The sequence below is a fragment of the Staphylococcus sp. GDY8P120P genome, assembly GCF_017892065.1.
In the GTDB taxonomy this organism is placed as follows: Bacteria; Bacillota; Bacilli; order Staphylococcales; family Staphylococcaceae; genus Staphylococcus; species Staphylococcus nepalensis.
The window spans coordinates 12,756-38,230 of the sequence record NZ_JAESKI010000027.1 but is presented as its reverse complement, the minus strand read 5'-3'; the positions used below and the strand labels follow the sequence as shown (position 1 = coordinate 38,230).

Below are 25,475 nucleotides of genomic sequence, written 5' to 3'. Positions count from 1 at the left end.
GCGTTTGAAGCTGACGAACTAGAGGAATACATGAGCCCTCAGCTCATGCATAAGCCCGACTAACTCAATAAATTGAGATTGGGAGTTTAAATGAAGCTGAGAAGTAATACTTCTGTGTTTCTCTTTTTTTAATATGAGTATGTTAAAATATAAAGTATTACAAAGTTAGCGATTTTGTATCAAATCCCTCTAAATTTAATAAATTAAATAGTGGAATATAGAAGTTGAAAAGTGAGGATAATTATGAATGGACCGTTAATGCGTAAATTTAATGAACTGTTAAACGCATATCCTATTTCATTACATGTACCTGGACATAAAAATATGACAATTGGTTATTTAGAACAATTAAATTTCAAAATGGATATGACAGAAATCACAGGCCTTGATGATTTACATCATCCCGAATCAGTTATAGCGGAAAGTATGGAAGGTATAAGTAAACATCCTGATTATGATGCTTATTATTTAGTTAATGGTACTACCTCTGGAATATTGTCTGTAATTCAAGCGTTTTCTAAAGAAATAGGCAAATATGCAATAGCACGAAACGCGCACAAATCTGTGTTTCATGGATTAGATTTAGTACAAGCACAAGCAAAACTATTAGAAATGGATATAAGCGATGCTACAAACCAATATTTAGGCCCTAAAAAATCATTCTTATACAATCAAATAAAAGACAGCAAATTGGCGATATTTACTTACCCAAATTATTATGGTGAATGTTTTGATATACACTATATAATGGACTGTTTAAAAGCACTTAATGTGCCTTCTTTAATAGATGAGGCACACGGCGCACATTTTGGTTTAGAGCATTTTCCAGTATCATCATTAACTTTAGGCGCAGATTATGTGGTTCAGTCATATCATAAAACATTACCAGCATTGACGATGAGTTCTGTGATATTCATTCATAAAAATGCGCCTTATCGAAATGAAGTGATTAAATATTTAACGTATTTTCAATCTTCTAGCCCGTCGTACTTATTGATGAACAGTTTAGAGCTTGCGCAAACATTTTATGATGATTATGATAGTAAACTCTTTTTTAAAAAAAGAAAACAACTGATCCAATTATTAAAGAGAAAAGGATTAGAAATTGTTGAGGTAGAAGATCCATTGAAATTGAGTATAAGGTATAAAGGCTATAAAGGTTACGCGTTACAGTCCTATTTCGAAGAACAAAATATTTACGTTGAACTTTCAGACGATTTTCAAGTATTAATAGTATTACCGCTTTGGCACGAAGATGATAGATATCCGTTTGCGGCCTTATTATCGCGTTTGGACAATATGTATATAGAAAAAAGGTTAAATGAAACGAACCATAGTGTCCCTTTTAGAACTGAAAGTGGTTTGTATCATGGCGGCGATATAGCTCATGTACGTGAAATAGATTTTAGAAACGCTGAAAATAAAATATTAGCTAATCACATTATTCCTTACCCTCCTGGTATTCCTTTAATGTTTAAAGGAGAAAAAATCACTGAAAATATGGTAAAATTAATGGATTATTGGTGTAGTCATCAACTAAGAGTTGAAGGAATAAAAAATTATAAAATAGAAATTAAGGATGAATAAGATGTCAGCTTTTATAACTTTTGAAGGCCCTGAAGGTTCGGGGAAAACAACTGTAATACAACAAGTTGCAGAAAAATTAAAAAATGAGTATAATATCATACTTACAAGAGAACCTGGTGGTGTTAAGACAGGAGAACAAATAAGAGAAGTACTACTTGAAGGTGATACGATGGATGATCGTACTGAGGCTTTATTGTTCGCAGCTTCTAGAAGAGAACATCTAGTGGGTAAAGTCATTCCAGCATTAAATACAGGTAAAGTTGTTTTGTGTGACCGTTATATTGATAGTTCATTAGCATACCAAGGCTATGCAAGGGGTATTGGTATAGAAGAAGTAAAATCAATCAATGAATTTGCAATCAACGGTTTGTATCCAGATATAACCATTTATCTAGATGTTAGCGTTGAAGTTGGTAGAGAGCGCATACTCAAAAATCAAAGAGATCAAAACCGGCTAGATCAAGAAGATGTAAAATTTCATGAAAAAGTAGTTGAAGGTTATAAAAAGATTATTCATAATGAGTCTGAACGCTTTATTGTAATAAATGCTAATCAAAGTATAGATAAAGTAGTCAATACAACCTATGAATCTATCACTAAATATTTAGAAAAATTATGATATAATATTTAAAAGAGGTGTTTAGTATGAAAATGATTATAGCAATCGTACAAGATCAGGATAGTCAGGAACTTTCGGACAAACTTGTTAAACATAATTTTAGAGCTACAAAACTTGCAACGACAGGTGGGTTTTTAAGAGCAGGTAATACAACGTTCTTATCTGGTGTAGAAGATAATCGTGTTGATGAAATGCTACAAGTTATTAATGATACTTGTGGTAATAGAGAACAACTCGTATCGCCGATCACCCCGATGGGTGGAAGTGCCGATTCTTATATACCGTATCCAGTCGAAGTAGAAGTTGGAGGAGCAACGGTATTTGTAATGCCTGTTGAAGCGTTCCATCAATTCTAAAACATGGTTGCTATATATGGTAACTTTCTGAATTACATTGTACTAATTGGTTAGTACCTCCTAAATGTAATTTGTAAGGTCACTATGTATAAGCAGCCTTTTTATATAAAGGAGTAACATTATAATGGATGAACAAGAAAGGCTGACAAGAGCATATCAATCGAACAAACTATCGCATGCATATTTATTTGAGGGCGACGATGGACAGGCAATGCAACAAGTCGCTATTGATTTTTCTAAATTGATTTTATGTAATCAAGAAGATCAATGTCAGTTGAAAGTAGAAACATTTAACCATCCAGATTTTATGTATGTATCTTCTGAAGAAACAACAATTAAAAAAGACCAAATAGAGCAATTAGTACATCATATGAATCAACTGCCTATTGAAGGGGGTTACAAAGTATACATTATCGAGTCTTTTGAAAAGTTAACTATTCAAGGTGAGAATAGTATATTAAAATTTTTAGAAGAACCTCCAGATAATACGGTTGCCATTTTATTAACTACGAAACCAGAGCAAATTTTGGATACTATTCACTCAAGATGCCAGCACGTTTATTTTAAGCCGATTAATAAATTGAATTTTATTGACCGGTTAGTGGAGCTTGATATCACACGTCCTGTTGCAGAATTGTTAAGTACATACACAACGCAAATAGAGACTGCAGTTGCGTTAAATGATGAAACAGATTTAATGGCATTACGAAAAAGCATTATAAAATGGTGTCAGCTATTGTTGAAAAATCGTTCTATGGCATTAATAGCTATCATTGATTTATTAAAACATGCCAAAAATAAGCGATTACAATTATTATCATTAGCTGCGGTTAATAGTTTCTTTGAAGATATTATGCATGCTAAAGTAGGAATTGAAGATGAAATGATATTTCAAGATTTGCAGGGAGAAATTAAACAATATTCACAAAACTTAACATATAATCAGATAATTTTGATGTTTGACCAAATAACTGAAGCGCATAAAAAATTACATCAAAATGTAAATCCGACATTAGTATTTGAACAAATTGTAATAAAAGGGGTGAAATAATTATGAAAAACGTTGTAGGCATACATTTTCAGAATTCAGGTAAAATGGAGTACTATGCTCCAAAAAATTTCAACTTGAGTGTGGGAGATTGGGTCGTAGTTGAATCAAAAAGAGGATTGGAAATGGGCTACGTTAAATATGAGCCATTAAACGTAGCGGATGAAGACGTAGCATTGCCATTAAAGCAGATTGTGCGCATTGCTACGGATGAAGATATGATACAATATGAACAAAATACGTATGATGCAAAGCAAGCTTTCAACCTTTGTAAAGAAACGATTCAACAACAAAACTTAGAGATGCGTTTAGTCAATTGTGAATTTACTTTGGATAAATCAAAAGTTATTTTTAACTTTACTTCAGACGAACGTGTAGATTTTAGAAAACTAGTAAAAGTACTCGCACAAAGATTGAAAACAAGAATTGAGTTAAGACAAATTGGTGTCAGAGACGAAGCGAAATTATTAGGTGGCATCGGCCCGTGTGGTCGTTCTTTATGTTGTTCAACTTTTCTAGGCGATTTTGAGCCAGTTTCAATAAAAATGGCTAAAGACCAAAACTTATCTTTAAATCCTTCAAAAATATCGGGGGCATGTGGTCGTTTGATGTGTTGTTTGAAATATGAAAACGATTATTATGAGGAAGCACGTGCGCAATTACCAGATGTTGGTGATGAAATTAAAACACCAGAAGGTAATGGCAGAGTCGTAGGTCTAAATATTTTAGATATATCTATGCAAGTTAAGATAGAAGGTCTTGAGCAACCATTAGAATATAAAATGGAAGAATTAGAAACATTAAATTAGGAGGCCGTTACAACATTGAATCGAAGCGACATATTTGAAAAACTAGCTCATTTGGAGGAAAACATTAATCAGATTAATCATGACATGGTTAATTTGAAAAATCTTACAGTAGAATTAATTGAAGAAAATGTCGCCTTACAAATAGAAAATGAGAATTTAAAAACTTTAATAGATAAAGAAGAAAAAACTAAAAAAATTGAAACTGATAAAAAGAATCAACCTAAGCGCCCATTGCGCAGTAAAGATAACTTGGCAATGCTTTACAAAGAAGGATTTCATATTTGTAACGGAGAGTTGTTCGGCAAGCATAGAAAAGGTGACGACTGTTTATTCTGTTTAGAAGTATTAAGCGAATAGTTAAAATATAGCTTATAAAACGATAGAGAAATGAAATTGAGGATGAGAGAAACGATAGGCTTAGTTAATGAGCATCGTATGCTCATCCTCTTTTTTGGAGGTTGCAGAAAATGTTAATGGAAAATGAAAGGTTCGATTTTTTATTAAAAGAAAAGTTAAAAATTATACAAAATGATGAGGTGTTTTCTTTTTCAACGGATGCTTTATTACTAGCGCATTTTACTAAAGTTAAGAAAAAGGATATGATTATGGATTTATGCTCTGGTAACGGGATCATTCCTTTGCTACTGTCATATAAAAGCAATCAATTTATTGAAGGCATCGAAATACAACAACAACTAATTGATATGGCTGAAAGAAGCATTGCTCATAATCAATTGGAAAATAGAATTCACATGCATCATATGGATTTAAAACAAGCGCATCAATCTTTTAAGCCATCTCAATATAGTCTCGTAACTTGTAATCCGCCTTATTTTAAAGTGAATCAGCAATTTCAACATCAAAAGAATGCCCATAAGATAGCAAGACATGAGATAATGTGTACGCTAGATGATTGTTGCTTTGAAGCCAGGCACTTATTAAAAGAGGGTGGACGGTTCTTAATGGTACACCGTGCAGAACGTCTTATGGACGTCTTAAGCAGCATGAGACAATATCAAATTGAACCTAAAAAGTTATATTTTATTTACAGTAAACCAGGGAAGGTAGCGCAAACAATTGTTGTTGAAGGCAGAAAAGGTGGTAATCAAGGGTTGGATATACAGCAACCTTTTTATATTTATCATGAAGATGGCGCATATACTGAGGAAATGAGAGAAATCTATTATGGATAAGCATTTTATTTATATCGTTAAATGTAAAGATGGTAGTTTATATACGGGTTATGCAAAAGATATCACAAAACGCGTTGCAAAGCATAATAGTGGGCAAGGTGCCAAATATACTAAAATAAGACGTCCGGTAGAGTTAGTTTATCAAGAAGTGTATGATACCAAATCAGAAGCATTAAAAAGAGAACATGAAATCAAAACATTTTCTAGACAGGAAAAATTACAATTGATAAGTGAGGAATAAGATATGGGAATTTTATATTTAGTAGGCACGCCAATTGGCAATTTAGCTGATATTACATATAGAGCGGTTAATATTTTGCGTTCAGTTGATATGATCGCATGCGAAGATACACGTGTGACAAAAAAGCTGTGCACACATTACGAAATACATGCGCCTTTGAAGTCATACCATGACCATAATAAAGAACAGCAGACAGAGTATCTTATTCAACAATTAAATGAGGACGTTAATATTGCACTAGTTTCTGACGCTGGCCTTCCTTTGATAAGTGATCCAGGACACGAGCTTGTTGTCGCTGCTAGAGCAAAGGGTATTAGAGTGGAAACTGTGCCGGGACCAAATGCTGGATTGACTGCACTAATGGCGAGCGGGTTACCTTCGTTTACATATACTTTTTTAGGGTTTCTACCAAGAAAAGAAAAGGCCAAATATACTCTGCTTGAACAGCGAATGTTTGAAGACAGCACTTTGATTATTTATGAATCTCCACATCGTGTGAAAGATACGTTAAAAACAGTTCAAAAAATTGACGCTCAAAGATATGTGTCACTTGGCAGAGAATTAACAAAAAAATTCGAGCAAATCGTTACAGAGGACGTAGATACATTATTATTGAAATTAGATAAAGAAGAGATACCTACTAAAGGCGAGTTTGTCATTGTTATTGAGGGAGCTGTAGCAGACGAAGATACTTCTTGGTTTGAAGATATGTCGATAAATGAACATGTAGAATATTACGTAAATCAAAATATGAAACCCAAAGCTGCGATTAAACAAGTTGCTGAAGAAAGGCGTATGAAAACAAGTGAAGTATATGATATATATCATAATGTATAAATAGGCTTAATAAAAACGTCTTGAAAAAGTAAACATAATAATAAATTTTTTCAGTTTTATCAATAAAATCAAGCTAAAAACTCCCATAATATGCATGATTTATGGTAATGTAGATAAGATAGAGATTATTTATCATGTTTAAAATTGAGTGGAAAATAATTAAAGTAAATGACTCAAAATGATACTAAATTAGGCTTTTTAAATTGATTAATAAATATAAATTGATACTTATCTGCTTCATTGAAAATAAAAATAAATTTAGATATATTTAGAGTGAAAGAAACGAGGAGGAACATTGATGGCGAAAGAAACATTTTATATCACTACACCTATATATTATCCGAGTGGAAACTTACACATCGGTCATGCTTACACAACAACAGCTGGTGATGTAATCGCACGTTATAAAAGAATGCAGGGCTATGATGTTCGATATTTAACAGGTACCGATGAACATGGTCAAAAAATACAAGAAAAAGCGCAAAAGGCTGGGAAATCAGAATTAGACTATCTTGATGAAATGATTTCAGGTATCAAAGCGTTATGGGAAAAATTAGAAATATCAAACGATGACTTTATTCGTACAACAGAAGAGAGACATAAAGAAGTTGTTCAACAAATATTTGAACGTTTGTTAGCACAAGGTGATATATATCTTGGGGAGTACGAAGGTTGGTATTCAGTACCAGATGAAACTTATTATACTGAAACGCAACTTGTTGATCCAGTATATGAAAATGGCGCAATTGTTGGCGGGAAAAGTCCAGATTCTGGACACGAAGTTGAATTAGTTAAAGAAGAAAGTTATTTCTTTAATTTATCAAAATATACGGATCGCTTACTAGAATTTTATGATGAAAACCCAGACTTTATCCAACCACCATCTCGTAAAAATGAAATGATTAATAACTTTATCAAACCAGGCTTAGAAGATTTAGCAGTATCACGTACGTCATTTGATTGGGGTATACATGTTAAATCAAATCCTAAGCATGTTGTTTATGTGTGGATTGACGCATTGGTAAACTATATTTCGTCATTAGGTTATTTATCAGATGATGATAGTTTGTTTAAAAAATATTGGCCTGCAGATATTCATATTATGGCAAAAGAAATTGTTCGGTTCCATTCTATCATTTGGCCAATCTTATTAATGGCGTTAGATATACCGTTACCTAAAAAAGTCTTTGCCCATGGTTGGATTCTTATGAAAGATGGCAAGATGAGCAAGTCAAAAGGTAATGTGGTAGACCCTAACGTATTGATTGACCGTTACGGTTTAGATGCAACGAGATATTATTTAATGCGTGAGTTGCCATTTGGGTCTGATGGTGTGTTTACTCCTGAAGGTTTCGTTGAACGTACAAATTATGACTTAGCTAATGATTTAGGCAATTTAGTTAACCGTACAATTTCAATGGTTAATAAATATTTTAATGGTGAATTACCAGCTTATGAAGGACCTAAACATGAGTTAGACGAAGAAATGGAACAAATGGGCCTTGATACAGTGAAGACATTCCATGAAAATATGGACGATTTACAATTTTCAGTAGCACTTTCAACAATTTGGAAATTTATTAGTAGAACAAATAAATATATAGATGAAACATCACCATGGATTCTAGCAAAAGATGAAAGCCAACGAGATATGCTAGGGAACGTAATGGCGCATTTAGTAGAAAATATACGTATGATTGCGGTATTGCTAAGACCATTCTTAACAAATGCACCAAAACAAATATTTGAACAACTAAATATTAATTCACCTGGATTATATGAATTTAGTAGTTTAGCACAATACGGTGCATTAACTGAACCTATTATGGTTAGCGATAAACCTCAACCTATCTTCCCACGTTTAGATAGTGATGCTGAAATTGAGTACATTAAGCAATCCATGCAATCAGATAAAGTCGAAGAAACTAAAGAGGAAGTACCTAGTAAATCGCAAATCGATATTAAAGATTTTGACAAAGTAGAAATCAAGGCAGCAACAATCACTGATGCAGAAAATGTCAAAAAATCTGACAAATTATTGAAAATCCAAGTTGATTTAGATAATGAGCAACGTCAAATTGTTTCAGGTATTGCGAAATTCTATCAACCTGAAGATATCATTGGCAAAAAAGTCGCTGTAGTGACTAATTTGAAACCTGCAAAATTAATGGGTAGAAAATCAGAAGGTATGATTCTATCTGCTGAAAAAGATGGTGTGTTAACACTTATAAGTCTACCAAACGCAATTCCAAACGGTGCATTAATTAAGTAATTCTAGATTAAGGGAGCGATTTAAAATGCTAATTGATACACATGTTCATTTAAATGCAGAACAATATGACGAAGATTTAGAAGCGGTAATTGAGCGTGCAAGAGATAATGGCGTGGATCGCATGTTTGTAGTAGGTTTTGATACACTAACAATTGAACGTACTATGGAACTTATAGATGCGTATGACTTTATTTACGGTATTATTGGATGGCACCCTGTAGATGCGATTGATTGCACAGAAGAAAGATTAGAATGGATAGAAAAATTAGCAGCCCATCCTAAAGTGATTGGCATTGGTGAAACAGGATTAGATTATCATTGGGATAAATCACCTAAAGATGTTCAACAGGATTTGTTTAGAAAACAAATTGCACTTGCTAAACGCGTTAATCTGCCGATTATTATTCATAATAGAGAAGCAACACAAGATTGTGTGGATATTTTAAAAGAAGAACACGCCGAAGAAATTGGTGGTATTATGCATAGCTTTAGCGCTTCACCTGAAATTGCAGATGATGTTATCAATAAACTGAACTTCTATGTTTCTTTAGGTGGTCCAGTTACTTTTAAAAACGCCAAACAACCTAAGGAAGTTGCTAAACATGTACCATTTGATAGATTATTAGTTGAAACAGACGCGCCATTCTTATCACCACATCCTTATAGAGGAAAACGAAATGAACCAGCACGTGTCACTTTAGTGGCTGAACAAATTGCTGAGCTACGCGATGTTAGTTATGAAGAAGTTTGTCGTCAAACTTCTGAAAATGCAGAGCGATTATTTAAATTAAAAGCATAAAGATATTATGATAAAGATATCGGTCTGAAATATGGCTTAGTTGGTATATCAAATACTAAGTAGTAACCATAATTTGAGCCGGTATCTTTTTTATTTTTTGAATTTGAAGTAATTAAACGAAAGGTGTCACAATGAGTGAAAATTAATGAATTTATTGTAGTAGAAGGTAGAGACGATACTGAACGGGTAAAAAGAGCTGTCGAATGCGATACGATTGAAACGAATGGTAGCGCAATTAATGAGGATACTTTAAATGTGATTGCACAAGCATTTGAAACGCGAGGTGTGATTGTTTTAACTGATCCTGATTTCCCAGGTGATAAAATTCGAAACACAATTCAAAAATATATTCCAACTGTTAAACATGCCTATATTGATCGAGAAAAAGCAAAAAGTAAACGCGGTAAAATTGGTGTTGAACACGCACGAATTGAAGATATACAAAAAGCATTGATGCATGTGAGCACGCCTTTTGAAGAAGGCCATGAAAGTATAAGTAAAGATGTTCTGATTGACCTTGGCCTAATTATAGGTAAAGATGCACGTAGAAAACGAGAAGTGTTAGGTAGCAAACTTCATATAGGCCATTCTAATGGTAAACAATTGCTCAACAAGTTAAACGCATTTGGTTACACTGAAGAAGATGTTAGGAATGCATTAAATGATCATAAAGGAAGTGAATTATAAGTGGATAATAAGGATATCGCTACACCATCACGAACAAAAGCTTTATTGAATCATTATGGTTTTAGTTTTAAGAAAAGCTTAGGTCAAAACTTTTTAATCGATGTAAATATCATTCATAATATCATGGATGCAAGTGATATAGATGAAAACACTGGTATTATCGAAGTAGGGCCAGGCATGGGCTCATTGACAGAACAATTAGCAAAAAATGCAAAAAAAGTCATTGCTTTTGAAATTGATCAACGCTTGATACCAGTATTAAATGAAACTATGGCGCCATACCAAAACGTTACGATAGTAAATGAGGACATATTGAAAGCTGATATTGCACATTATGTGACTGAAGCGCTCGCAGATTGTGAGAAAATTTTAGTTGTTGCTAATTTACCGTATTATATAACGACGCCTATTTTATTAAACTTGATGCAACAGAAATTGCCTATTGATGGTTATGTCGTAATGATGCAAAAAGAAGTTGGAGAAAGATTAAACGCTGAGGTAGGAACCAAAGCTTATGGATCTTTATCTATAGTCGCGCAGTATTATACTGAAACGAGCAAGGTATTAACAGTTCCTAAAACGGTTTTTTTACCACCTCCAAATGTAGATTCAATTGTTGTGAAATTGATGAAACGCGATCAACCCATTGTCGAAGTAGAAGATGAGGATAAATTTTTCAAAATGTCAAAAGCTGCATTCGGACAAAGAAGAAAAACAATTAATAATAATTATCAAAGCCTGTTTACAAATGGTAAAGAAAATAAACAAATCATACTGGATTGGTTGGAATCTAGTAACATAGATCCGAGAAGACGCGGAGAAACACTTTCGATAAAAGAATTTGCACATTTATACAATGAATTGAAAAATTTCCCAGAATTGGAATTTTAAATTATTGACAACTGTGTCTCGCCTTGCTAAAATTGATGTTTATTTGACAAAATCACGCTAATTGTGTTATTATACAATGTGTAGCGAGGTGGAGCAATATGCCAAAATCTATTGGAGACATCAAAAATTCACTTGATTGTCAATTAGGAAATCGTATTGTACTGAAAGCGAATGGTGGACGAAAAAAAACGATTGAACGTAGCGGGGTTTTAAAAGAAACATACCCTTCTGTTTTTATTGTTGAGTTAGATCAAGATATTCATAATTTTGAGCGTGTATCTTATACATACACTGACGTTTTAACAGAAAACGTACAAGTTTCTTTTGAAGATGATAACCATCAAGAAGCAATTGCACACTAAATAAAAAGTAATGTAAAAGAGAAGTTTGGTTCTAGGAGCCACACTTTTTATTTTAAACTTTAATATGAGATTGATTAGAAAAAGGTATGTTGGTGAATAATCGCCAATATACCTTTTTTTGTAATGTGTGCCTGTCCTAATAAAAGAGATATAATTTTATATGAGTAAAAGAATATTGTAAAATAAATTGTTAACTGGTTTTTTTATACCATATGGATTGGAATACATAGTTAAAGATGCATAGATAATTTAAAGTATAAACTTAACTTTTTTTAAAAATTAGTAACTCATGCATAACAATATGTTAAAATCATTTTATTACCATATCGAATTGAAAGAGGGTGGGGAATATGATTTATGAGACTGCGCCAGCGAAAATAAATTTAACGTTGGATACACTCTTTAAACGAGATGATGGTTTTCATGAAGTTGAAATGATTATGACCACAATTGACCTCAATGATCGCCTATCTTTTGAATTACGTAAAGATCAAAACATAGTCGTGGACGTAGAACAAAGTTATGTTCCCTCCGATAGTAAAAATTTAGCTTATAAAGCTGCAGAGTTAATGAAAAAAAACTATAATTTAAAGCAAGGCGTTACAATTACTATAGATAAAAATATACCAGTGTCAGCTGGACTTGCAGGTGGTTCGACAGATGCTGCAGCGACAATGAGAGGGATGAACCGTTTATATAAGTTGAACAGGCCACTAGAAGAATTATGTGAATTAGGTATACAAATAGGAACCGATATCCCTTTTTGCATATATGGAAAAACTGCTTTTTGCAAGGGGAAAGGCGAACTGATTCGTTTTATGAACAGACCACCTTCCGCTTGGGCGGTTGTCGCTAAACCTGATTTAGGTATATCTTCTCCTGATATTTTTAGAAAATTAGACTTAACGCAAACACATGAGGTTTATACTAAAGCTTGTGAAACAGCTTTAGACACAGGTGATTATGAATTATTATGTAACAGTCTTTCGAACCGATTGGAACCTGTCTCAGGAAAAATGTATACAGAGATTTACAAAATAAAAGAAAATATGCTGAAAAATGGGGCGGATGGGGCTGTGATGAGTGGCAGCGGACCAGCAGTTTACGGATTGACCCAGAAAGAACGCCAAGCAAAGCATGTTTATAATGCAGTCAATGGCTGTTGCAATGAAGTATATGTTGTAAGATTATTAGGCTAGTGAGAAGGGATGAATTAAATGCGCTATAAGAGAAGTGAACGTATTGTTTATATGACACAATACTTGATGAATAACCCCAATAAATTAATACCACTAACGTATTTTGTACAAAAGTTTAAGCAAGCAAAATCATCCATTAGTGAAGACGTACAAATTATTAAAACTACATTTCAAAAGGAAGAACTTGGAACAGTGATTACTACGGCTGGAGCAAGCGGTGGTGTAACGTATAAACCAGAAATGAGTGAAGCAGAAGCAAGTGAAGTGATTGAAGAGGTGATTGAACTCCTTCAAGAAAAAGATAGATTATTACCCGGAGGTTATTTATTTTTATCTGATTTAATGGGGAATCCTACACTACTGAATAAAGTAGGAAAACTAATTGCAACGCTATATATGGACCAAGATTTGGATGCGGTCGTAACAATTGCTACGAAAGGTATTTCGCTTGCTAATGCAGTTGCAAATGTTTTGAATTTACCAGTAGTCGTTATAAGAAAAGATAATAAAGTTACAGAAGGTTCTACAGTTTCCATTAATTACGTTTCAGGTTCTACTAGAAAGATAGAAACGATGGTATTATCTAAACGTACTTTACCAGAAAACTCAAATGTTTTGGTTGTAGACGATTTCATGCGTGCTGGTGGTTCTATTAATGGCGTGATGAATTTAATGAATGAGTTTAAAGCACATGTTAAAGGGGTATCGGTATTAGTAGAATCAAAAGAAGTTAAGCAAAGACTAATTGAAGATTATACTTCCTTGGTTAGATTATCTGATGTAGATGAATACAATCAGGAATTTACAGTAGAAAAAGGCAACAGTTTAACTAAATTTACTTAAAGGAGCGGATCAACATCATGAAAGTGGTTAACACTTCAAAGGCACCTGAAGCATTAGGTCCATACTCGCATGCTACAGTAGTAAATGGGCTTGTATTTACATCTGGGCAAATTCCATTAAATTTAAATGGCGAAATTGTCAGCGACGATGTAAAAGAACAGACTAAACAAGTTTTAGAAAACTTGAAAGTTGTATTGAACGAATCTGGGGCACATATAGATTCAGTAATTAAAGCAACGATATTCATTGCTGATATGAATGAATTTCAAAATATAAATGAAGTCTATGGCACATATTTTGCAGAACATCAACCTGCACGAAGTTGTGTTGAAGTCGCAAGATTGCCTAAAGACGTTAAAGTTGAAATTGAAGTAATAGCTGAAGTGAAGTAACTAAAAGGATTTATAATTTTTGATGAAATTGTTAAGCTTCTAACAAAGAGATACTAGGGGGGCTCACTACATGAAAGTGACAGATGTAAGACTTAGAAAGATACAAACAGATGGAAGAATGAAAGCTTTAGTTTCAATTACGCTAGATGAATCATTTGTTGTACATGATTTAAGAGTGATTGAAGGCAACTCAGGTCTATTCGTCGCAATGCCAAGTAAAAGAACACCAGATGGTGAATTCCGAGATATCGCGCATCCAATTAACTCAGAAATGAGACAAGAGATTCAAGATGCGGTTATGAAGGTTTATGACGAAACTGATGAAGTTATCCCTGATAAAAATGCTCAATCATCTGAAGAATCAAATGATGAAGCTTAATACAAAGAGAAAAATATGATTTTAAAAGGATTGGATTTCCATTAAACGAAATCCAATCCTTTTATTTTGTTGAACTAAAATAAAAAATATAAAAAAATTAAATGAATTGCTATAATGAAAAGGTGACAAAATTTATATTTCTGTAATCGTAAATAAACTGTTAGCATTTCAATATGCTTTCGTGACGTTTTGATAATTGAAATCGTTTCATTTAAATTAATAACGGTTTATTTTCCAAAAAACATAACGATTAAAATGTATTTAGCGAAATTTTTTGTGTTTCATTTTCAGGCCCTTTTATATAGGCAAAGATGACAAATATAAATATGTATTTTTAAAAGAAAGTTATCTGATTTGTTTCTATTATATAACATTAGGGTTCTGAGCCTTGAAAGTGGCACTAGCGTTAAATTATAATAATATAGAAGTGTATAATTTAATGGAGGGTTACACACATGCAAAGACATGCAATAGTACTTGCAGCTGGAAAAGGTACACGTATGAAATCTAAAAAATACAAAGTACTACATGAGGTTGCGGGCAAATCAATGATTGAACATGTCGTTGATAACGTTAAACAATCTGGAGTAGAAAATCTTGTAACAATTGTTGGCCATGGCGCAGAAAGTGTAAAAGAAACGTTAGGAGATGTTTCTCTATATAGTTTCCAAGAAGAACAACTTGGCACCGCACATGCTGTTAAAACAGCTAGTGAACATTTAAGTGACAAACAAGGCACAACATTAGTAGTTTGTGGTGATACACCTTTAATCACTACAGGAACACTTAAGTCACTAGTTGAACATCATGAGAAAAACCAAGCTGAAGCAACGGTTTTATCAGCTACTACAACCAACCCTTTTGGATATGGACGAATCGTTCGAGACGAAAATGGCCGCTTGGTGAAGATTGTAGAACAAAAAGATGCCACAGAAATTGAACAACAAATAAATGAAATTAGCTCAGGTATTTTTGCATTTGATAATAAAGTACTTTTTGAAAAATTAGAGTTAGTAAAAAATGATAATGTTCAAAATGAATATTATTTACCTGACGTTTTAACTTTAATTTTAGAAGAACAAGGTAATGTTGGCATATATTGCACAGATGATTTTGACGAAATCATGGGCGTAAATGACCGAGTTATGTTAAGCGAAGCAGAAAAGGCTTATAGAAAACGTATTAATGCGTGTCATATGAGAAATGGCGTAACACTTATCGACCCTGCTACTACATATATAGGCGCAGATGTAGAAATCGCTGCTGATGTGATTATCGAACCGGGCGTTAAGTTAGCAGGTCGTAGCATAATTGGTGAAGATACGGTTGTTGGCCACAATACAGAGATTATAAATAGTAAAATTGGTGCTAATGTTACAATTAAACAGTCAGTAATCAATGAAGCGGTCATAGATGATCATGCCACTATTGGACCGTTTGCGCAGTTACGACCTGGTGCGGATTTAGGTAAAAACGTGAAAGTTGGAAACTTTGTAGAAGTTAAGAAATCGATTGTAAAAGCAGGTGCCAAATTGCCACATCTAAGTTATATAGGTGATGCAGAAATTGGCGAACGTACGAACGTAGGTTGTGGTTCCATTACAGTGAATTATGATGGCAAAAATAAATTCAAAACAATTATCGGTAATGACTCCTTTATAGGTTGCAATACTAATTTGGTAGCACCAGTAACCTTAGGTGATAGATCATTTATAGCTGCAGGTTCTACAATTACTGATAATGTGCCACAAGACAGTTTAGCATTAGCAAGAGCGAGACAAACAACTAAAGAAGGTTATCTAAAACAATAGCCATGATTAGATGGCCGTTCTATTCATTTGAAATTAACCAAAATGTTGGAATGACCTCAAACGATACTTTTATGTGGATAAATGTGATTTTGTCTACAAACGAAACTAATTGAATGAATTAATTGGAGGACTATAAATGTTAAACAATGAGTATAAGAATTCTGCTTTGAAAATATTTTCTTTAAAGGGTAACGAACCATTGGCCCAGGAAGTAGCAGATAATGTTGGGATTGAACTAGGAAAATGTTCTGTAAAACGTTTTAGCGATGGTGAAATTCAAATTAATATTGAAGAAAGCATTCGTGGCTGTGATGTGTTTATTATTCAACCAACTTCAAATCCAGTCAATTTACATTTAATGGAATTATTAATTATGATTGATGCTTGTAAACGTGCTTCAGCAGCGAATATTAATATCGTAGTGCCATATTATGGTTATGCACGCCAAGATAGAAAAGCGCGTAGTCGTGAACCAATTACTGCGAAACTAGTGGCGAACTTAATCGAAACTGCCGGCGCAGATCGTATGATTGCGCTAGATTTACACGCACCACAAATCCAAGGATTTTTCAATATGCCAATTGATCACTTAATGGGTGTACCAATTTTAGCAGAGTACTTTAAAAATGATACAGACATCGACCCTGAAGAATGTGTTGTAGTTTCTCCAGATCACGGTGGTGTAACAAGAGCACGTAAACTTGCAGATATACTTAAAACGCCAATCGCTATCATCGATAAAAGACGTCCTAAACCGAATGTAGCAGAAGTAATGAATATTGTTGGTGAAATTGAAGGCCGTACAGCAATTATTATTGATGATATCATTGATACTGCTGGTACAATTACATTAGCCGCACAAGCATTAAAAGATAAAGGTGCGAAAGATGTTTACGCGTGCTGTACGCACCCTGTATTGTCAGGCCCAGCTAGAGAACGTATTGAAAATTCAGCAATTAAAGAGTTAGTAGTTACAAATTCAATTCAATTAGATGAAAAACGTAAACCAGCTAATACTAAAGAATTATCAGTAGCAGGCTTATTAGCACAAGCGATTATACGTGTCTACGAAAGAGAATCTGTTAGTGTACTATTTGACTAATTAACCAAATAGATATATAATTATTCCGTTCGTGATTTCACGACTTAATAAACACTTGCAAGCAACATCATGTTGATGGGCAAGTGAGGGGTTCTTATTCAGATGATAAGAACAAAAAATGAAAGGTGGAAATAATATGGCTTCATTAAAGTCAATTATTCGTCAAGGTAAACAAACACGTTCAGACCTTAAAACACTTAGAAAAATTGGTAAAGTACCTGCAATCGTATATGGTTACGGTACAAAAAATACTTCAGTTAAAGTTGACGAAGTAGAATTTATCAAAGTTATCCGTGAAGTTGGACGTAACGGTGTTATCGAATTAGGCGTAGGTTCTAAAACAATTAAAGTAATGGTTTCAGACTACCAATTCGACCCACTTAAAAACCAAATCACTCACATTGACTTCTTAGCAATCAATATGAGCGAAGAACGTACTGTTGAAGTACCAGTTCAACTAGTTGGTGAAGCAGTAGGCGCTAAAGAAGGTGGCGTTGTTGAACAACCACTATTCGATCTTGAAGTAACTGCTACGCCAGATAATATCCCTGAGTCAATTGAAGTTGACATTAGTGCATTAGAAATCAACGATAGCTACACAGTAGCAGACATTAAAGTTTCAGGTGATTTCACAATTGAAAATGATCCTGAAGACTCAGTAGTTACTGTAGTTCCTCCAACTGAAGAACCTACAGAAGAAGAAATCGAAGCAATGGAAGGCGAATCAACAACTGAAGAGCCTGAAGTTGTAGGTGAAGATAAAGAAGAAAAAGAAGAAGAATAATTCTCTTAACCCCTTCTTTATGACACACGATTTCAATAAAGAAAAAATATCCTTATAAAAGCACCATGCTTAATTCGTTAAGCTGGTGTTTTTTTATGTTAATATAGTGAATGATATGATTACAAAAATGAGTGACATGATAAAGTTACAAAATAACAAAAATATATGACGATTAATAATTATTGGAGGTAACGTAATGAAATGTATTGTAGGTTTAGGCAATATAGGCAAACGCTTCGAGCAAACCAAACATAATATTGGGTTTGAAGTCGTTGATTATATGTTAGAACAAAACCAATTTAAATTAGATAAACAAAAATATAAAGGTGCTTATACCATAGAACGTTTAGCGGGTGAAAAAGTTATGTTTATTGAACCGATGACGATGATGAATTTATCTGGTGAAGCAGTAGGACCGCTGATGAAGTATTATGATATTGATGTAGACGATTTACTCGTACTATATGATGATTTAGATTTACCACAAGGTGAGATTCGCTTGCGACAAAAAGGAAGCGCTGGTGGTCATAACGGTATGAAATCGATTATACAATCTTTAGGTACAGATCAATTTAAACGTATTAGAATAGGAGTGGATCGTCCTTCCAATGGCATGTCTATCGTTGATTATGTTTTACAAAGGTTTACAAAACAAGAAATGGAAACAATGAATAAAGTAATAGAACATTCAGCACGTGCAGTAGAAGCATATATTGAAAGCGCTCGTTTTGATCATGTGATGAATGAGTTTAATGGTGAGGTCAAGTGAAATCAATAATTACAGAATATATTAAAGAAGATAAACGTTACCAAGAATTGAATGCAGTATTTGGTGAAGAAAATGTATTAGTAACAGGATTATCTAGTTCTGCCAAAGCGACCATTATAGCTGAAAAGTTTATTCACAGCCCTAAACAAATGCTTGTGATAACAAATAATTTATATCAAGCCGATAAGTTAGAAAGCGATTTGCTTCAATATATAGACGCTGATGATATATACAAATATCCAATGCAAGATATTATGACAGAAGAATTTTCAACACAAAGCCCTCAATTTATGAGTGAACGTGTGCGCACATTAACTGCGCTTGCTCAAGAAAAGAGAGGCTTGTTTATCGTGCCTTTAAACGGATTGAAAAAGTGGTTAACACCAGTTGAAATGTGGCAATCGCATCAACTTAGACTAGCTATTGGCGACGATATAGACGTTGATGAATTTTTAAATAAACTTGTGAACATGGGATATCGAAGAGAAAGTGTTGTCTCACATATTGGGGAATTTTCTTTACGTGGGGGGATTATTGATATATACCCATTGATAGGCATGCCTGTACGAATTGAACTGTTCGATACAGAAGTAGATTCTATTCGCCACTTTGATGTGGAAACACAACGCTCAGAGGCTAATTTAGATCAAGTAGAAATCACAACGGCCAGTGATTATATCATTACTGATGATGTATTGAAACACACAAAATTAAAGTTAAAAGAAGCATATGAATATACGGGTCCTAAAATAGATAAATCAGTACGTAATGATTTGAAAGAGACTTATGAAAGCTTTCAGCTGTTTGAATCTTCTTTATTTGATCATCAAGTACTACGTAGGCTTGTAGCGTTTATGTATGAAGAACCTGCAACCATTATTGATTATTTCAAAGATGATGCCATAGTTGCTGTTGATGAATACAATCGTATTAAAGAAACAGAAACAAACCTGATTTCTGAAGCGGATGAATTTATGCAAGGTTTAATCGAGAGTGGTAAAGGGTTTATGGGTCAAAACTTTTTACAATATGATGGTTTTGAATCTTTATTAAAACAATATCCAGTCACGTACTTTACGCTATTTACTACGACCATGTCTGTAGAATTGAATGATATCATTAAGTTTTCTTGTAAACCGGTACAACAATTTTACGGTCAATATGATATTATGCGTTCAGAATTTCAGCGTTTTATTCAGAATGATTATACTGTCATCGTATTAGCAGAAACTGAATTAAAAAAAGAGCGCATCCAATCAATGTTAAATGAAATGCATATACCAACGTTTATCGATACACCAAGCCCACAGGTTGAAGGTGGTAGCGCAATTATCACTGAAGGTAGTTTGTCAGAAGGTTTTGAATTACCTTATATGCAGTTAGCCGTTGTAACAGAACGTGAGCTTTTTAAATCTAAGCAGAAGAAAAAAGCGAAACAACATAAAAAATTAACCAATGCAGAGAAAATTAAATCCTATCAAGATTTAAAAGTTGGAGATTTTGTGGTCCACGTGCATCATGGTGTCGGTAAATATTTAGGTGTTGAAACCCTTGAAGTTGGAGGCGTTCATAAAGATTATATCAAACTGCAATATAAAGGAACCGACCAATTATTTGTACCCGTCGATCAAATGGATCAAGTACAAAAATACGTGGCTTCCGAAGACAAGTCACCCAAGTTAAACAAACTCGGGGGCACCGAATGGAAAAAAACAAAAGCCAAGGTTCAACAAAATGTTGAAGATATGGCTGATGAATTAATAGAACTATATAAAGAAAGAGAAATGTCAGTTGGGTATAAATATGGGCCAGATACACCACAGCAAAATGATTTTGAAATAGATTTCCCTTATGAATTGACACCCGACCAAGGAAAATCGATTGAAGAAATTAAGCAAGATATGGAAGTTGAGCGACCAATGGACAGACTGTTATGCGGTGATGTTGGTTACGGTAAAACAGAAGTCGCCGTTCGAGCAGCGTTTAAAGCAGTTATGGAAGGTAAGCAGGTAGCATTCCTTGTGCCTACGACAATATTAGCGCAACAACATTATGAAACGTTAATAGAACGTATGCAAGATTTCCCAATAGAAATTCAACTCATTAGTAGATTTAGAACTACCAAAGAAGTTAAAGAAGTTAAAGAAGGTTTGAAATCAGGTGAGGTGGATATTGTTGTAGGTACACACAAACTATTAGGTAAAGATATCCATTATAAGGATTTAGGATTATTAATTGTCGACGAAGAACAACGATTTGGTGTGCGACATAAGGAAAAAATTAAATCACTTAAGGCCAATGTTGATGTATTAACACTAACAGCAACGCCTATCCCAAGAACGTTGCATATGAGTATGTTAGGTGTTCGTGATTTATCAGTGATCGAAACACCACCAGAAAATCGTTTTCCAGTCCAAACTTATGTGTTAGAACAAAATATGAATTTTATTAAAGAAGCTTTGGAAAGAGAACTTTCAAGAGATGGACAAGTGTTTTATTTATATAATAAAGTCCAATCGATTTATGAGAAACGAGAACAGTTACAAATGTTAATGCCAGACGCCAATATTGGCGTAGCGCATGGACAAATGAATGAACGAGACTTAGAAGAAACTATGTTGAGTTTTATCAATCATGAATTTGATATTCTTGTCACAACAACAATAATTGAAACGGGCGTAGATGTCCCAAATGCGAACACCTTAATTATTGAGGATGCTGACAAATTTGGGCTTAGTCAATTATATCAATTACGAGGACGCGTGGGACGCTCAAGTCGTATTGGTTATGCGTATTTCTTACACCCTTCTAATAAAGTGTTATCAGAAACTGCGGAAGAAAGATTACAAGCAATTAAAGAATTCACTGAATTAGGTTCAGGTTTTAAGATCGCTATGCGTGATTTGAATATTCGTGGTGCTGGTAACCTTTTAGGTAAGCAACAGCATGGGTTTATTGATTCAGTAGGCTTTGATTTATATTCCCAAATGTTAGAAGAAGCCGTTAATGAAAAACGCGGTATTAAAGAAGAAAAACCTGACGTACCAGAAGTTGAAATAGAATTAAATATTGATGCTTATTTACCAGCAGAATATATTCCAAATGAACAGGCTAAAATTGAAATTTATAAAAAACTGCGTAAAATTGAAACAAAATCACAATTGATGGACATTAAAGATGAGCTCATAGACCGCTTCAACGACTATCCTGTTGAAGTTGAAAGATTATTAGAAATGATGGAAATTAAAGTATATGCATTGCACGCAGGAGTAACACTAATTAAAGATATGGGTAAAAAAATTGAAATTGATTTATCTGAAAAAGGGACTACTGATATAAATGGTGAAACACTCTTTAAACAAACACAACCTTTAGGGCGTGCAATGAAAGTTGGCGTTCAAGATGGTAAAATGAAAGTGACGTTAAATAAAGGTAAAGCTTGGTTAGATAACTTAAAATTCTTAGCAAAATGTTTAGAAGAAAGTATGGTTATACCGGATGAAAACTAAATTTGACACACCAAATACTTTTAATGGTGTCGTTGTACTTACGATAGCACTTATTATCGTCAAGGTACTTAGTGCTTTGTATCGCGTTCCATATCAAAATATACTAGGGGACGAGGGATTATACGCTTACCAACAAGTTTATCCAATTGTAGCATTAGGCGTTATTTTAACAATGAATGCAATCCCAAGTGCTGTAACTCAAACTTTCGGTGTGAACGGTCAAGCCAGTCAATACACTCGCGTATTACTAAGTTTGCAATATATAGGTATTGTATTTTTCTTTCTAATGTTCATTTGTGCCCATTGGGTGGCACTACTGATGGGAGATATCAATTTAGCACCCATGTTAAGAGCGGCAAGTGTTAGCTTTTTATTTGTTGGTGTCCTCGGTGTATATCGTGGGTATTACCAGGCGCACCGACATATGAACACGCCAGCTATTTCACAGGTAATAGAGCAGTTTATTCGTGTAGCAATTATAATGGCTGCTATCGTGATGTTCACAAGTCAGTCATGGGATATTTACCAAGCGGGTACATTAGCGATTCTTGGCTCTGCAATAGGTTTTTTAGTTTCAAGCCTATTTCTGATACAACGCAGACCATTTAAATTAACACGCACATATACAGGAAACCATGTAGCTTGGAAAAAATTAACGCTTGGAATTATCGTTTTTGCAGTAAGTCAATTGATTGTTATTGTATGGCAAGTAGTTGATAGCTTTACAATAATACGTTCACTTCAGTATATGGGCCTAGGTTTTGAAGCAGCTACAGTTCAAAAAGGAATTTTTGACCGAGGCGCTTCATTTATTCAGATGGGTTTGATTGTAACAACTACATTTTGTTTTGTGCTTATTCCACTACTGACTGATGCGATAAAAACGAAACAATATATGCGCATGAATCGTTATGCTAATGCGTCTATAAAGATAACCATCTTATTTAGTGTGTCAGCTGCCGTTGGTTTAATCAATTTGCTTCCAATCATGAACCATGTGTTTTTTAAAAACGATAGCTTAAACGGAACGCTTTCAATTTATATGCTTACAGTCATATGTGTGTCTCTCATAATGATGGATATTGCGTTACTACAAGTGAAAAATCAAGTGAGAATGATATTATTAGCGTTCTGCGCTGGCATTGTTATTAAAACGATATTAAACCTTGTGTTAATACCGCAACTTTCAATAATAGGCGCAAGTCTGAGTACTGTACTATCACTTATTGTATTTGTTTGGATATTGCATATCCAAGTATTAAAAGCGTATCATTTTCAAGCGATGCAAAAATTTATCTTTAAATTACTGCTCACAATGGTGATGCTATCGTTTGCCGTACAAATTGTATTACTTCTTATCCCAGGTGAAGGAAGAGTTGAAGGATTAGTTGAGTTAGCGATAGCAGCATTTATGGGCATAAGTGTGGTGATATTTGCTATTGTACGTCTGAATTTATTAAGCTTTAGAGAACTTAAGCATTTACCTTTTGGAGATAAGCTATTCCACATGAAAAGAGGGAAACGTTAATGACAAATAAAATCACAATTGTTGGGCTAGGCAATTATGGTGTAGATGATTTACCTTTAGGTATTTATAAATTTTTAAAACAACAAACGTTAGTATATACACGTACATTAGAGCATCCAGTTATTCAAGACTTAACGATGGAAGGTATTCAATTCGATAGTTTTGACCAAGCATATCAAAACAACCAATCCTTTGAAGAAGTGTATGAATCAATTGTGTCGCAATTAATAAGCGCTGTAAATGAACGCGACATTGTATATACGGTGCCGGGTCATCCGCGTGTAGCTGAAACGACGACAGTGAAATTAGAGCAATATGCCCAAACACATGCTGATGTTGAAGTTGAAATTTTAGGCGGAAAAAGTTTTATAGACGATATATTTGAAGCTATAAAAGTTGACCCGAATGATGGCTTTACCATGTTAGATGCAACAGATATACAAACTGAACAGCTGAATATCCGAACACATACATTGGTTACGCAAGTTTATAGTTCGATGGTTGCTGGCGATTTAAAAGTAACATTGATGGAACGCTATAGTGATGAACAAATGGTATATATTGTGGACGGAGCCAGAAACAACAAGGCCAACGTAATTGCCACGCCTTTATACGAATTAGACCATTATAGCGACGCTTTTAATAACATAACCAGTGTATTTATTCCGAAAGTTGAAAAAGAAGTAGCATATTATAGTGATTTTGACTACGCAGTTAGTATTATAGAACGACTTGTGGATGAGGAAACAGGCTGTCCATGGGATAAAGTGCAAACACATCACACGTTAAAACGTTATTTATTGGAAGAAACATTTGAATTATTTGAAGCCATCGATAATGAAGATGACTGGCATATGATTGAAGAGTTAGGAGATATACTTTTACAGGTGTTGCTCCATGCAAGTATAGGTAAAAAAGAAGACTACATCGATATATACGAAGTGATTCAAAGTCTTTCAGAAAAAATGATACGCAGACACCCACATGTTTTTAATGATGCTAAAGCAGAAACGGAAGAAGATTTAAAAAATATATGGTCCGATGCGAAATCGAAAGAAGGAAAGAAACAACGTGTTAAGTTTGAAAAAGTATTTGCAGACCACTTCTTAGCGTTGTATGATAAAACCAAAAATATGTCATTAAGTGAAGCGGACTTAAAGCAAATTTTAGAGCAAGGAGGGAAAAGGGATGAGATTAGATAAATATCTTAAAGTTTCAAGGTTGGTAAAACGTCGTACGTTGGCAAAAGAAATCAGTGACCAAGGACGTGTCACTGTCAATGGATCAGTTGCTAAAGCAGGCACAGATGTTAAAGAATCTGACGAACTTGTTGTTCGATTTGGGCAAAAAGTGGTAACAATTAAAGTAACAGGATTAAGTGAACATGCAACGAAAGAAAATGCAAAAGGCATGTACGAATTAATTAAAGAAGAAAAAGTAAGTGAAATATAAATATAG

26 protein-coding genes are annotated in these 25,475 nt (G+C 34.0%); all 26 read left to right on the top strand.

Going from position 1 to position 25,475, the window contains the following annotated elements; translation table 11 throughout:
• The first annotated feature begins 243 nt into the window (after positions 1 to 243).
• The 26 genes from KA900_RS13200 to KA900_RS13075 all read left to right on the top strand — a co-directional run bounded on the left by KA900_RS13200 (position 244) and on the right by KA900_RS13075 (position 25,469).
• Positions 244 to 1,587: an Orn/Lys/Arg family decarboxylase gene (locus KA900_RS13200; protein ID WP_115342423.1), complete on the top strand. Its 1,344-nt coding sequence runs from the start codon at positions 244 to 246 to the stop codon at positions 1,585 to 1,587.
• A gap of 1 nt (position 1,588) precedes the next feature.
• Positions 1,589 to 2,206, top strand: coding sequence for a dTMP kinase (tmk, locus tag KA900_RS13195; RefSeq protein ID WP_096810974.1), 618 nt, complete (start codon positions 1,589 to 1,591; stop codon positions 2,204 to 2,206).
• A gap of 26 nt (positions 2,207 to 2,232) precedes the next feature.
• The gene (locus tag KA900_RS13190) at positions 2,233 to 2,562 is read left to right on the top strand and encodes a cyclic-di-AMP receptor (protein ID WP_046206571.1); all 330 of its coding nucleotides are present in this window, start codon (positions 2,233 to 2,235) and stop codon (positions 2,560 to 2,562) included.
• A gap of 124 nt (positions 2,563 to 2,686) precedes the next feature.
• Entirely contained in the window at positions 2,687 to 3,613 is a 927-nt protein-coding gene (locus KA900_RS13185) for a DNA polymerase III subunit delta' C-terminal domain-containing protein (protein WP_115342422.1), read from the top strand.
• A gap of 2 nt (positions 3,614 to 3,615) precedes the next feature.
• Positions 3,616 to 4,419 (top strand): PSP1 domain-containing protein, encoded by an 804-nt coding sequence (locus tag KA900_RS13180; protein ID WP_096810972.1) that lies wholly within the window; start codon positions 3,616 to 3,618, stop codon positions 4,417 to 4,419.
• Between the two features lie 15 nt (positions 4,420 to 4,434).
• Positions 4,435 to 4,776, top strand: a complete 342-nt coding sequence (gene yabA, locus KA900_RS13175) for a DNA replication initiation control protein YabA (RefSeq protein WP_096810971.1) — start codon at positions 4,435 to 4,437, stop codon at positions 4,774 to 4,776.
• Between the two features lie 110 nt (positions 4,777 to 4,886).
• Entirely contained in the window at positions 4,887 to 5,612 is a 726-nt protein-coding gene (locus KA900_RS13170; RefSeq protein ID WP_096810970.1) for a tRNA1(Val) (adenine(37)-N6)-methyltransferase, read from the top strand.
• Positions 5,605 to 5,853, top strand: coding sequence for a GIY-YIG nuclease family protein (locus tag KA900_RS13165; protein ID WP_096810969.1), 249 nt, complete (start codon positions 5,605 to 5,607; stop codon positions 5,851 to 5,853). Before KA900_RS13170 ends, KA900_RS13165 begins: the two co-directional genes overlap by 8 nt.
• Positions 5,854 to 5,856: 3 nt before the next feature.
• On the top strand, positions 5,857 to 6,690 hold the full coding sequence (gene rsmI / locus KA900_RS13160; protein WP_096810968.1) for a 16S rRNA (cytidine(1402)-2'-O)-methyltransferase: 834 nt from the start codon (positions 5,857 to 5,859) through the stop codon (positions 6,688 to 6,690).
• Positions 6,691 to 6,988: 298 nt separating this feature from the next.
• Positions 6,989 to 8,962, top strand: coding sequence for a methionine--tRNA ligase (gene metG, locus KA900_RS13155; RefSeq protein ID WP_115342421.1), 1,974 nt, complete (start codon positions 6,989 to 6,991; stop codon positions 8,960 to 8,962).
• 25 nt (positions 8,963 to 8,987) lie between these two features.
• Positions 8,988 to 9,761: a TatD family hydrolase gene (locus KA900_RS13150; RefSeq protein WP_115342420.1), complete on the top strand. Its 774-nt coding sequence runs from the start codon at positions 8,988 to 8,990 to the stop codon at positions 9,759 to 9,761.
• Between the two features lie 135 nt (positions 9,762 to 9,896).
• A complete protein-coding gene (gene rnmV / locus KA900_RS13145) occupies positions 9,897 to 10,448 on the top strand; it encodes a ribonuclease M5 (protein ID WP_096810965.1) in 552 nt (183 codons plus the stop codon).
• Positions 10,449 to 11,339 carry a 16S rRNA (adenine(1518)-N(6)/adenine(1519)-N(6))-dimethyltransferase RsmA gene (gene rsmA, locus KA900_RS13140; protein ID WP_107644130.1) on the top strand — a complete coding sequence of 297 codons (891 nt, stop codon included), beginning with the start codon at positions 10,449 to 10,451 and terminating at the stop codon, positions 11,337 to 11,339.
• 98 nt (positions 11,340 to 11,437) lie between these two features.
• Positions 11,438 to 11,701, top strand: a complete 264-nt coding sequence (veg, locus tag KA900_RS13135; RefSeq protein ID WP_019467722.1) for a biofilm formation stimulator Veg — start codon at positions 11,438 to 11,440, stop codon at positions 11,699 to 11,701.
• Positions 11,702 to 12,051: 350 nt separating this feature from the next.
• On the top strand, positions 12,052 to 12,900 hold the full coding sequence (gene ispE / locus KA900_RS13130) for a 4-(cytidine 5'-diphospho)-2-C-methyl-D-erythritol kinase (RefSeq protein ID WP_096810963.1): 849 nt from the start codon (positions 12,052 to 12,054) through the stop codon (positions 12,898 to 12,900).
• Between the two features lie 18 nt (positions 12,901 to 12,918).
• Positions 12,919 to 13,743 carry a pur operon repressor gene (gene purR / locus KA900_RS13125; protein WP_096810962.1) on the top strand — a complete coding sequence of 275 codons (825 nt, stop codon included), beginning with the start codon at positions 12,919 to 12,921 and terminating at the stop codon, positions 13,741 to 13,743.
• Positions 13,744 to 13,760: 17 nt separating this feature from the next.
• Positions 13,761 to 14,135, top strand: coding sequence for a RidA family protein (locus KA900_RS13120; protein ID WP_096810961.1), 375 nt, complete (start codon positions 13,761 to 13,763; stop codon positions 14,133 to 14,135).
• 70 nt (positions 14,136 to 14,205) lie between these two features.
• Complete coding sequence (gene spoVG, locus KA900_RS13115) at positions 14,206 to 14,514, top strand: septation regulator SpoVG (RefSeq protein WP_096810960.1); 309 nt, start codon at positions 14,206 to 14,208, stop codon at positions 14,512 to 14,514.
• Between the two features lie 455 nt (positions 14,515 to 14,969).
• Positions 14,970 to 16,325: a bifunctional UDP-N-acetylglucosamine diphosphorylase/glucosamine-1-phosphate N-acetyltransferase GlmU gene (glmU, locus tag KA900_RS13110; protein WP_096810959.1), complete on the top strand. Its 1,356-nt coding sequence runs from the start codon at positions 14,970 to 14,972 to the stop codon at positions 16,323 to 16,325.
• A gap of 136 nt (positions 16,326 to 16,461) precedes the next feature.
• Positions 16,462 to 17,427, top strand: coding sequence for a ribose-phosphate diphosphokinase (locus tag KA900_RS13105; RefSeq protein ID WP_096810958.1), 966 nt, complete (start codon positions 16,462 to 16,464; stop codon positions 17,425 to 17,427).
• Between the two features lie 136 nt (positions 17,428 to 17,563).
• Positions 17,564 to 18,211: a 50S ribosomal protein L25/general stress protein Ctc gene (locus KA900_RS13100; protein WP_096810957.1), complete on the top strand. Its 648-nt coding sequence runs from the start codon at positions 17,564 to 17,566 to the stop codon at positions 18,209 to 18,211.
• A gap of 196 nt (positions 18,212 to 18,407) precedes the next feature.
• Positions 18,408 to 18,980 carry an aminoacyl-tRNA hydrolase gene (gene pth, locus KA900_RS13095; protein WP_096810956.1) on the top strand — a complete coding sequence of 191 codons (573 nt, stop codon included), beginning with the start codon at positions 18,408 to 18,410 and terminating at the stop codon, positions 18,978 to 18,980.
• Positions 18,977 to 22,489: a transcription-repair coupling factor gene (mfd, locus tag KA900_RS13090; RefSeq protein ID WP_210139760.1), complete on the top strand. Its 3,513-nt coding sequence runs from the start codon at positions 18,977 to 18,979 to the stop codon at positions 22,487 to 22,489. Before pth ends, mfd begins: the two co-directional genes overlap by 4 nt.
• Positions 22,479 to 24,017, top strand: coding sequence for a polysaccharide biosynthesis protein (locus tag KA900_RS13085; protein ID WP_210139759.1), 1,539 nt, complete (start codon positions 22,479 to 22,481; stop codon positions 24,015 to 24,017). The genes mfd and KA900_RS13085 overlap by 11 nt, the downstream gene beginning before the upstream one ends.
• Positions 24,017 to 25,219, top strand: coding sequence for a MazG nucleotide pyrophosphohydrolase domain-containing protein (locus KA900_RS13080; protein WP_210139758.1), 1,203 nt, complete (start codon positions 24,017 to 24,019; stop codon positions 25,217 to 25,219). The genes KA900_RS13085 and KA900_RS13080 overlap by 1 nt, the downstream gene beginning before the upstream one ends.
• A complete protein-coding gene (locus KA900_RS13075) occupies positions 25,206 to 25,469 on the top strand; it encodes an RNA-binding S4 domain-containing protein (RefSeq protein ID WP_096810952.1) in 264 nt (87 codons plus the stop codon). The genes KA900_RS13080 and KA900_RS13075 overlap by 14 nt, the downstream gene beginning before the upstream one ends.
• Positions 25,470 to 25,475: the final 6 nt, after the last annotated feature.